Below are 10,312 nucleotides of genomic sequence, written 5' to 3' on the forward strand. Positions count from 1 at the left end.
TAGTAATCGCTAAAACCAAATAAAATAAAAGCAATAAGCAGCAATGTCGTGACCGCCTAAGGGCGGTTTTTTGGTTTTTGTCGCTAATGAATCTTACCCGTCTCTTTAGGCTTGCGGCTGTCCGACCGGGCCTTTGCTCATTGGGCCGCCCGGAATCGGCTGCTCAGTGGGCACATTTGGACGACCATCCGGGCCGATAGGTCTTTCTGGCTGTTGGCAGCCAACCAATGCCGTCAGGCAAGTGATGATCAGTATCCCACCTAAGAAGTGATGCATAACAGCGTCCTTTAATCAGCAACCCAGCGTTGCTCCCTAAGCGTAGTTGATATCGCACCATCACCATCACCATCACCATCACCATCACCATCACCATCACCATCACCATCACCATCACCATCGCCGTGCATTGCCCTTTACGCCGATAAAAAAACGGCCATCTCGTGAGAAATGGCCGTTTCAGTGATCAACCTGGGTGTGAAAGGGCTAGCCTAAATTCCCACTCAAGCGGTCGCGGAAATCGCTGCTGCGGTTATCCAGCCCAATAAAGTGCACTGATGCCCCATGCCGTTGATAGCGATACTCAATGGCATCCAGCGCGGCAACACTGGAGGCATCCCAAATTTGCGCATGGGTCAGATCAATGGTGACGTTTTTCGGGTCGTGGCCATAATCAAAATGTTCAAACAGATCGTTACTGCTGCCAAAGAATAGGGGCCCGCGCACGGTGTAATGCACTTGCTCACCATCATCGCTTAACTGGCGCTCAGCATGGATAACGTGCGCAATGCGGCGGGCGAAGAGCATCATGGCAAGGATCACGCCAATGAGCACGCCCAGCGCCAGGTTACCTGTCCACACGGTGACTGCAACAGTGAGGACCATCACTGAGGTTTCGGACCATGGCATACGCTTAAGGGTGGCGGGCTGCAGGCTATGCCAGTTGACGGTTTTCACCGCCACCACCATCATGATCCCAGCCAGGACCACCATGGGAATTCGCGCCATGATTTGGCTTAACCCTGTCACCAGCAACAGCAACACCACACCCGCCGCAATGGTCGAAATGCGCGTGCGCGCTTTGCCAAGCTCGACGTTAACAATCGTCTGACCAATCATTGCGCAACCGGCAATCCCACCGTAGAAACCGGCAAGGATATTTCCCACTCCCAGTGCCCACGACTCGCGCCGCTTACCTGACGGCGTATCGGTAATGTCGTCGACTAATTTGGCAGTTAGTAGCGATTCCATCAAACCCACAAAGGCGATGCTCAACGCGGTGGGCCAGACAATGGAAAGCGTCTGCAGATTAAAAGGCACTAACAGGGTGGTGAAGCCGGGCAGGCCTGAGCTCATTGGGCCTTCGTCTCCAACATTCGGTACGCGGTATCCCAATAGCAACGCAACACCGGTCACCACCACAATCGCCACCAGCGGGGAGGGAACGCTCTTCAGAATTTTTGGCAGCAATAGCACGATGGCTAAAGTCACGGCGAACAATGCCCAAACCAACCCCGACTGCCCCCAAACATGAGGGACTTGAGCAAAGAAGATCAGAATACCTAAGGCATTAACGAAGCCGATCATCACCGAACGGGGGATGTAGCGCATCATGCGTGACAGGCCAGCCAGGCCAAAGATGATTTGGATAATGCCACCGAGAATCACGGCAGGAAGAATGTATTCCACGCCGTGGACATGCACCATCGGTCCGATAACCAGTGCGACCGAGCCGGCGGCAGCGGTCACCATGGCTGGGCGTCCACCGAGGATTGACAGGGTCAAACACAGTACCACCGATGCCACCAGGCTTACCTTGGGGTCAACTCCGGCAATCACCGAAAAGGAGATCACTTCAGGGATCAGTGCCAACGCAGTAATGACACCTGCCAGGCACTCTCGGGTCAATAAAGCGGGCGAGCGTAGGACGCTGCCCACGGTGATATCGTTCGCCCCAGGGGCGTGTTCAGCGGGTTGGCTCATAAATTTTTGCAGGCTCTTTTATTTTTTGCACATGTCGTCACGACACGGCAGTAACCAGACAGGAATTAGACGGGGATGATGTTACCGGGCAATGAAGAGGGATGCCAGTATCAATGGCGGGTAAACAAAGCAGATTCCATCCTTGGAATCAGGCATTAGGCGGAAAGGTCATCAGGCGTTTTATTGACCACTAATTCCAGCAAATGACGATAAATATCCAGCTGTACCACATCACTCTCCAACTCAAGGCGATAGATGAGTGATGAAATAATCGCTTTGTTAGTGACTGGCATGCGGGTTTGCAGGATTTCAGCGATGATCTGTCCGAAAACTTCCATCTCAGCGCTGTCGCTGTTACCCGGCAATTTAAAATAGTCAGCGATAGCTTCGCTGCTGGTGACAGCATTTTGCATAGTGTAGCCCTTAGGATCGGAGCGAAGGCGTGTTGCCTCCAGCGCCATGATGAAATAATTTACGTGCGGACAGGCACGTAAAACCCAAACTCATCAACCAACGCAAAAAAGACACCTCTGAAGGTGGAAATCCACTGCACCTTCAGAGGCGACGCAAAGTGCATCATTCGTTACGGAGCTATTCGCTAGCTCACGGCGAGTAAAGTTATACAATTACAGGTAAGTTGTACAAGGTAAATTTTGAATTATTTTCAATATTTGTTTTAAAACAATGTGATGGGTTGGCGCTTTGGCTTTAAAGCTATACAGGATAATTGTACAGGATTGCTTTTCGGCAGTTTTCTACATCTGAAAACAGAAAATTGGTCTTAAAGAAGGGGAGCGTCTAAATTTGAGGTTGTAAGCAATCTTTTCAATGGCCTCATGCTTTGATTATAATAACGCACCCGTTTAGTTAGATACCTAACAATTAGGCTACTACGTTTTGAGCGACTATCCACAACCTTTTTCACGTTTACTTCATCTGACGGCCCACGCCTGGCGGCTGGCGGTGGATCGCCGCCTGAAAGAGAGTGGGCTCAGTATGAGCAGTTGGATGGCGATTGCCACGATTGCCACGGCCAGTGAGCCTCCCACGCAAAAAGCACTGGCACAACTGCTGGGTCTAGAAGAGGCGAGTGTAGTGCCACTGGTTGATCGGCTGGTCCGACAACAACTCTTGGCCCGTGTACAACCCAAAGAGGATCGCCGTAAGCGCTTGTTGGTGTTAACGGAGCAGGGCGGTGTGGCTTTCAATGAAGTGAAAACGCAGGCGGATGCATTACGTGCGCAGCTGCTGGCAGATATCGACCCTGAAGCGCTTGCCGTCACTGAAAAGGTGCTGCAACAACTGCTGACCCGGCTGGGGACCAGCTGAACGTGGCGAAACGCAACCCCTATGCTCAGCGTGAATGGCTACCCCATGAAAAACCCATGCTGCCTGGGTCTCCCTCCACGCCGATTCATTCGCCGTCAAAACGTGTAGCCTTTGGTCTGATTGGACTCCTCATCTCAATAACCGGCGCGCTAAGTAACGCGCTGGTGACGGCCAATCTCACCAATCTGCAAGGCACTTTTGGTGCTTATAGCAACGAAATCGCCTGGTTACCGGCGGTTTATGTGATGGGCAATATCTCCATCAATCTACTGCTGGTGAAATTCCGCCAACAGTTTGGTCTGCGGTTGTTTACTGAAGCGTTTCTGGTGCTGTATGTGATTGTGGCATTCTTCCACATTCTTGCGAACGATCTGAGCTCGGCCATTATCGTGCGGACTGCACACGGTATGGTGGGGGCAGCACTGAGTTCCCTGGGCATTTATTACCAAATCCAGGCGTGGCCTGCGAAACATCGACTCAAAGCCTTGGTCATTGGTATTACCGCCTCCCAGCTGGCCATTCCACTGGCACGCTTGTTCTCCACCGAGCTGTTGCAGTTAGAAGAGTGGCGCGGCTTGTATCTGTTTGAACTGGGGTTGGCAATGATTGCGTTGGGGTGTGTGCTGGTGGTGAAACTGCCGCCGGGTGACCGCATCAAAGCCTTCGAGAAAATGGATTTTGTCACCTTCATGCTGCTGGCTCCGGGTATGGCGCTGCTGTGTGCTGTGCTATCGCTAGGGCGCATTGAGTGGTGGTTCACTACGCCTTGGCTGGGTATCGCGCTGGCCATGTCTTTAGTGCTGATCGTTGCGGCGGTCGTGGTGGAGCACAACCGAGCTAATCCTCTGATCAATACACGCTGGCTAAGCAACGGCATGATCGTCCGACTCGGCATTGTGATGATTATGATGCGTATCGTACTGGCCGAGCAGAATACCGGTGCGGTGGGCTTTCTGCAGCAGCTTGGCTTACTGAATGATCAGATGCGTGGGCTGGCACTGGCGATTATTGCAGGTGTGATTTGCGGCATGGTGGCCAGTGCGCTCACCATTAAACCCACGCACCTTAGCTGGCCGATTGTGACTTCACTGGTGGTGATGATCATAGCGTCTTACATGGATGCGCAATCCAGCCCTGTGACGCGTGGCAACAATTTATATGTGAGCCAGTTTTTGCTTGGCTTCGGCAGTGCTTTCTTCCTTGCACCCGCGATGCTATTAGGGATTGGCGGCGTAGTGACGCAGCCGAAAAACCTGGTGAGTTTCGTGGTGCTGTTTGGCATGAGTCAAAACCTGGGGGGCCTAATTGGTGCCGCTATTCTTGGCACATTTCAAACATGGCGCGAAAAATACCACTCCAGCCAGTTGGGCGATCAGCTATCGCAGCTTGATCCCAATGTCATTGAGCGGCTGAACCAATACAGTTCGCTTTTCAGCAACCAGCTGCCGGATAACGTGCTACTCAGTGCGCAAAGCACCAGCCAGTTACAAACCGTCGCTACCCTTCAGGCGAATGTGTTGGCTTACAACGATACCTATCTACTCACCGCCGCCGTGGCATTTATTACCCTGATGTGGGTGCTATGGCGACTCACACGGCAGCGTTATCTCAATTGGCGTCAGGCGCGCCGCAACCTAACAGAACAACAACATCAAGCATCAAATCAGACGGAGAATTCATGAGCCAACAGGATGATCTTCAGGCCGCGGAACGCGAGCGCGTTAACCGCCGACGCATTCTTTCTATCGCCTTCGGCAGCGGTATCGCGATTGTTGGCGTACTGGTCATTTTGTATGCCTGGCAACTCTGGCCGTTCACCAGCACCATTCAGTCGACGGAAAACGCCTATGTGCGCGGTCAAGTGACCTTCATCAGTCCACAGGTGAGCGGTTACCTCACCGACGTGCAGGTAGTGGATCTGCAACCCGTGACGAAAGGGCAGTTGCTCATGACGATTGACGACCGGATCTATCGTCAACGGGTGCATCAGGCGCAGGCGCAGTTGGATATGAAGATTGCCGCGCAGAATAACAACCAGCAGCAGCGTCGCAGTGCCGAAGCGACCATCCTGAGCAACAAGGCCGCGCTGGAAAACGCTAAAGCCCAAGCGTTAAAAAGTACTCTAGACCTCAAACGCGTGGAGAATCTGGCGGCTGATGGATCGCTGTCTGTGCGCGAGCGCGATGCCTCACGCGCCGCTAATGCCCAAGCGCAGGCCGCACTGCGCCAGGCGGAAGCGCAAGTTGCCGTGTCGCAACAGAGTTTGCAAACCGTGGTGGTGAATCGGGCCTCTTTAGAAGGGGATGTTGCCAGCGCGAAAGCCGCACTGGAGTTGGCCAACATTGATCTGGACAACACCCGGATTATTGCGCCAGACAGTGGGCAGTTGGGGCAGTTGTCCGTACGCAAAGGGACTTACGTCACCGCGGGGACGCGACTGACATCGGTGGTGCCTGATAACAAATGGGTCATCGCCAACTTAAAAGAGACCCAGCTGGCACGTGTACGACCTGGCTTGCCGGTCACCCTTCGTGTCGATGCGCTGGAAGGGCGGCGTTTTGACGGGCGCGTGGAGTTCATTTCCCCTGCTGCTGGCTCCGAATTTAGCGCCATTTCGCCAGACAATGCCACGGGCAACTTTGTGAAGATTGCCCAGCGTATCCCGGTACGTATCAGCATACTCGGTGACACCCAAGACCTGCGTCCCGGTATGTCAGTGGAAGTGAACATTGATACCGCAGCAGAACCGCACAAGGATGCACCATGAAGCGCATATTACTGGCTTCATGGGTTGCATTACTGGTTGGCGGTTGTGCGACGGAAGTCGAAAAGGCCCCCTCATCATTACCAATACCTGATAGCTGGCGGCAGCAAGTTGGGCCGACTGCCGCACCAGAAGCACAGTGGTGGCGGAGCTTCGGTGACGATAACCTGAATCATCTCGTCAATCAGGCCTTAAACCACAACACTGATATCCTCACGGCCCGTTCACGGGTCGATCAGTATCGTGCCCAACTGCGGGCCGCACAGGGAGATAATTTCCCGACCTTATCAGCAGGGGTTGCCGCAACGCATCAACGCGCCTTGTCGGCCGCCACTGGGTTACCCTACGAGAACGCCGTGTTTCAAGGGTTGTTGCAGGCGAACTATGAAGTCGATCTTTGGGGGAGCCGCAGCAATAGCATTCGGGCAGCAGAGGCCACACTCGATGCGCAACGCGCGGCAGCCTCAGCGGCAGAATTGACGGTGGCCAGTTCCGTTGCGTCAGGCTATCTCAGCCTGTGTGCGTTGGATGAGCAACTGCGTGTCACACAGGCGACGTTAGCCACACGTGAAAACGCCCTTAACCTGGCACAACGTCAGTTTGAAACCGGCTACACCTCACGGCTGGAGTGGATGCAAGCGGCATCAGAGTATCAAACTGCTAAAGCGCAGATCCCCCAGTTGCAGCACCAGATTGAGCAACAGGAAAATGCGCTCAGCGTGCTGGTGGGGATGAATCCGCGTCAGATTGCGCGCACCAGCCAGTTTGATCATATCAAGCCGCAAACATTGCCATCCTTGTTACCCTCTCAATTGCTGAATCGTCGACCAGATATTGTGCAGGCACAGCGGCAACTCATTGCAGCGGATGCCTCACTGGCATCGGCGCAAGCCAACCTGTTGCCGTCACTCAATCTCACGGCCACGGGGACGTTACAAAGCAATGAGTTACATCAACTGCTGGATAATCCTTTCCGTCTCTGGAGCATTGGTGGCAGCATATTGGCCCCGTTGCTTAATCGTGAAGCGTTAACCGCTCAGGTCGATGTGGCGATGGCGACGCGCAATCAGGCGCTTTATGGCTACGAAAAGGTGGTGCGCAGCGCCTTCTCCGATGTCGATAACGCGATTGACGCCATCAGGCGTAGTCAGGAGCAACTAGACGAGTTGCAGAAACAAGAAGGCTATGTCGCCGAAGCGTACCGTATCGCGCAGAATCGTTATGAAAATGGTTATGCCTCCTATCTGGATGTACTCGATGCTCAACGCACATTGTTCAACACGCAGTTGAATATCGTTTCAGTGAAAAATACGCTCCTGCTCTCACAAATCGAACTTTACCGTTCGTTAGGGGGCGGCTGGCAGGGTTAGAATTGATGTGGTAATGGGATTTTTCGGCATTTTCAACGCTGTAAACCCGTTAAATTCTGCTTTTGCCGCAAAGTGCGTCAATTCTTAAGTCATTCGTGCTTTTTTTTACTTGTCTTTACATATAGTGGTATTATCCGCGCGCTTTACAAAGTCTGAACGGAATAGTGCAGTTGGGTTAACTTGCACGGTCGCGGTGATTCGTGACTTGCCATGACAGGGGAAAAAAAGGAAATGATGAATAAAAAAGCAGTTCTCGCATTAGTCGTGACCGCTGCACTAATGAGCGGTTGTGCTCCGCGCACCGCACCGATTCAAAATGTGAGTCAAACCGTTGGTCAGAGCTATTCAGATAGCCAGATGCAACGTGCGATTGTCGAAGCAGGCGCAGCGAACCATTGGGTGATTTCACCTGCAGGACCGGGTGTGATGAACGGTCAACTGGCCGAGCGTGGCCACACTGCTGACATTCGCATCACTTACACGGCGAACAGCTATCGTATTGATTACGTGAGCAGTACCAACCTCAAAGCAGGCAGTGGTCAGATCCACCGTAATTATAATCGCTGGATTCAGAACCTGAATCAGGGCATTCAAACGCGTCTTGCCGTTCAGGCGGTAAAATAAGCGCCAGGCATTTTGGCTGACGGATAGATATAAAGTTAGCTCAAACGCTGCCGAAATAGAAAACAGGCGGGCTATGTGCCCGCGTTGTTTATCGGTGACATCCGCATAAGACGGGTGATAGGAATAGTATGCAAGCAGGGAAGGGATGCCGCGCAGCGCAATCTGACCATTCCCGAGGCTGAAGAAAGAATGCAGGTATGAAACTCGCTTACACCTTGGTTGACTGGCACGCAATGGCTCCGGGCCACAGTACCGCCGAAGAATGGCGACACTGGGCTGAACACGCGCCTGTGCTGGATGCCAGCCAACCTATCGCAAAACCGCAATTTTTACCCATGATGACCGCGCGTCGTCTCAGTGCGGGTAGCCGTGCTGCTGTTGAGTGCGGGCTGACGCTGCTGGCGCGCCAATCGGTTGATGCCGTGGTCTTCACCAGTCGTCACGGTGAACTCGAGCGGAACTTACGTATCCTGACCGCGCTCGCGGAACAGCAGGCGCTATCGCCGACGGATTTCGCCATGTCGGTACACAACTCAGCCGTCGGCAGTTTAACCATCGCTGCTCGTCAGCCACTGGTATCCTCCTCCCTTTCCGCCGGTATCGACAGCTTCCAGCAGGGATTAATCGACGTGACTGCGCTGCATCAGGCGGGGTATCAGCAGGTATTACTGGTGGATTTTGAAGGCGCAGTGCCGGACTACTACCGACCCTGGCTGCCGGAAACGGAGCACTTCAATTCACCCTATGCCGTTGCCTTGCTACTGCGTGCCGGTCAGGAGTGGCATTGTCAGGGCCAGGCTGCGCAACCTCTAGCCGCTGCTCTGCCGCAAAGTTTGCAGTTTCTGCGTGCGGTATTACAGGATGCCGAGCGTGTGACCATCCCCGGCGAACGTCATCAGTGGCATTGGGAACGCCGTCATGGCCGGTAATCCACAGCCAATGCCGCGCCAGCCTGGTTTTAATTATTACTGGCGTCTGGTCATGACCGCCATCAGTTTCACGTTGTTCAGCCTTGGCGCCTTATTGCTCTCCCTGACATGGTTCAATTTGCTACTGCTGTTGAATCGTGATGGCCTGCGCCGCCGACAGATTGCGCGCAGCAGCATTGCGTGGAGCTTCCGCTGTTTCCTGCGCTTTTGCCGCTTTGTTGGCGTGTACGATTATCAGATTATCGGTGCTGAGTTACTGCGCCAGGACCGTGGCTGCCTGATTGTGGCTAATCACCCTTCATTAATTGATTACGTGATGATTGCCTCGGTGTTACCAGAAATGGATTGCCTGGTGAAAGCCGACTTGCAGCACAACTTTTTTTTCCGCGGCGTGATCAAGTCCGCGGATTATCTGATAAATAGCGAAGCGGACACGCTGCTACCTGATAGCCAACAGCGCTTGGCGCGTGGCGACACCATCCTGATTTTTCCAGAAGGTACGCGCACCCGTTACGGTGAGCCGCTTAAGCTACAACGCGGTGCGGCTAACATTGCGGTGCGTGCCGGATGCGATCTGCGCGTGGTTCATATTAGCTGTACCCAGCGTATGCTCGACAAACAAAGTCGCTGGTATCAGATTCCGCTGGTTAAACCGCTTTTTACTGTACGCGTACAATCGCGTATTGATAGCCAGGCCTTTTGCGAAGCGGATGAAGATGCGCAGCCATTGGCCGCACGTCGCCTGACGCGTCACCTGCAACAGGCGCTGGTCCCTGAAGAGACAAAGTAAGCATGCAAGCACTGATTGACGACATCAAACTCATGATTATCGACACGCTGAATCTGGAAGATATCAGCCCGGACGATATAGAAACCGACGCGCCACTGTTTGGCGAGGGATTGGGCCTCGATTCCATCGATGCACTGGAGCTAGGGCTGGCAGTGAAAAATCGCTTCGGCGTACAGCTCTCAGCGGAGAGCGAAACGTTGCGCGCGCACTTTTTTTCCGTGGCCACCTTGGCTGCGTTTGTTGAACAACAGCAAGCCTGAGAACAGTCAAAATGATGAACAAAGACGAAATTTACCAGGAAGTGGCCACGCTGCTGACCTCGCTGTTTGAAATTGATGCCGATGATATCCGCCCGGACGCGCGTTTATATGAAGACCTTGAGCTCGACAGCATTGATGCGGTCGATATGGTCGTCCATCTGCAAAAGCGCACGGGACGTAAAATCAAACCGGAAGCCTTCCGTGCGGTGCGTACGGTGCAGGATGTGGTTGACGCCGTTGACCAACTCATGCACAACGAGGCCTGA

Annotated in this window: 12 protein-coding genes; 9 read left to right on the forward strand and 3 right to left on the reverse strand. The window is 53.5% G+C overall.

From position 1 onward, the window contains the following. Positions 1-105 precede the first annotated feature (105 nt). The 3 genes from HA51_RS27210 to HA51_RS14165 all read right to left on the reverse strand — a co-directional run bounded on the left by HA51_RS27210 (position 106) and on the right by HA51_RS14165 (position 2,393). On the reverse strand, positions 106-276 hold the full coding sequence (locus HA51_RS27210) for a hypothetical protein (RefSeq protein WP_169718787.1): 171 nt from the start codon (positions 274-276) through the stop codon (positions 106-108). A gap of 207 nt (positions 277-483) precedes the next feature. Continuing rightward, on the reverse strand, positions 484-1,980 hold the full coding sequence (locus tag HA51_RS14160) for a SulP family inorganic anion transporter (RefSeq protein WP_084935247.1): 1,497 nt from the start codon (positions 1,978-1,980) through the stop codon (positions 484-486). 155 nt (positions 1,981-2,135) lie between these two features. After that, positions 2,136-2,393, reverse strand: coding sequence for a biofilm/acid-resistance regulator YmgB/AriR (locus HA51_RS14165; protein WP_084935248.1), 258 nt, complete (start codon positions 2,391-2,393; stop codon positions 2,136-2,138). Positions 2,394-2,877: 484 nt separating this feature from the next. Here HA51_RS14165 and HA51_RS14170 point away from each other — a divergent pair, with 484 nt between their 5' ends. From HA51_RS14170 to HA51_RS14210, 9 genes are all read left to right on the forward strand, one after another. Continuing rightward, entirely contained in the window at positions 2,878-3,309 is a 432-nt protein-coding gene (locus tag HA51_RS14170; protein WP_084935249.1) for a MarR family winged helix-turn-helix transcriptional regulator, read from the forward strand. A 2-nt stretch (positions 3,310-3,311) separates the two neighbouring features. Beyond that, positions 3,312-4,991 carry an MFS transporter gene (locus HA51_RS14175; RefSeq protein ID WP_084935250.1) on the forward strand — a complete coding sequence of 560 codons (1,680 nt, stop codon included), beginning with the start codon at positions 3,312-3,314 and terminating at the stop codon, positions 4,989-4,991. After that, complete coding sequence (locus HA51_RS14180) at positions 4,988-6,076, forward strand: HlyD family secretion protein (RefSeq protein WP_084935251.1); 1,089 nt, start codon at positions 4,988-4,990, stop codon at positions 6,074-6,076. Before HA51_RS14175 ends, HA51_RS14180 begins: the two co-directional genes overlap by 4 nt. Beyond that, complete coding sequence (locus HA51_RS14185) at positions 6,073-7,443, forward strand: efflux transporter outer membrane subunit (protein WP_084935252.1); 1,371 nt, start codon at positions 6,073-6,075, stop codon at positions 7,441-7,443. The genes HA51_RS14180 and HA51_RS14185 overlap by 4 nt, the downstream gene beginning before the upstream one ends. 231 nt (positions 7,444-7,674) lie before the next feature. After that, entirely contained in the window at positions 7,675-8,067 is a 393-nt protein-coding gene (locus tag HA51_RS14190) for a hypothetical protein (RefSeq protein ID WP_139810690.1), read from the forward strand. Between the two features lie 197 nt (positions 8,068-8,264). Further along, positions 8,265-8,996 (forward strand): beta-ketoacyl synthase chain length factor, encoded by a 732-nt coding sequence (locus tag HA51_RS14195; protein WP_084935254.1) that lies wholly within the window; start codon positions 8,265-8,267, stop codon positions 8,994-8,996. Next, the gene (locus tag HA51_RS14200) at positions 8,986-9,786 is read left to right on the forward strand and encodes a lysophospholipid acyltransferase family protein (RefSeq protein WP_084935255.1); all 801 of its coding nucleotides are present in this window, start codon (positions 8,986-8,988) and stop codon (positions 9,784-9,786) included. The genes HA51_RS14195 and HA51_RS14200 overlap by 11 nt, the downstream gene beginning before the upstream one ends. A gap of 2 nt (positions 9,787-9,788) precedes the next feature. Then, positions 9,789-10,046: a phosphopantetheine-binding protein gene (locus HA51_RS14205; protein ID WP_034820252.1), complete on the forward strand. Its 258-nt coding sequence runs from the start codon at positions 9,789-9,791 to the stop codon at positions 10,044-10,046. A gap of 11 nt (positions 10,047-10,057) precedes the next feature. Continuing rightward, entirely contained in the window at positions 10,058-10,312 is a 255-nt protein-coding gene (locus tag HA51_RS14210; RefSeq protein WP_084935256.1) for an acyl carrier protein, read from the forward strand.

This window comes from Pantoea rwandensis (assembly GCF_002095475.1).
GTDB classification, from domain to species: domain Bacteria; phylum Pseudomonadota; class Gammaproteobacteria; order Enterobacterales; family Enterobacteriaceae; genus Pantoea; species Pantoea rwandensis.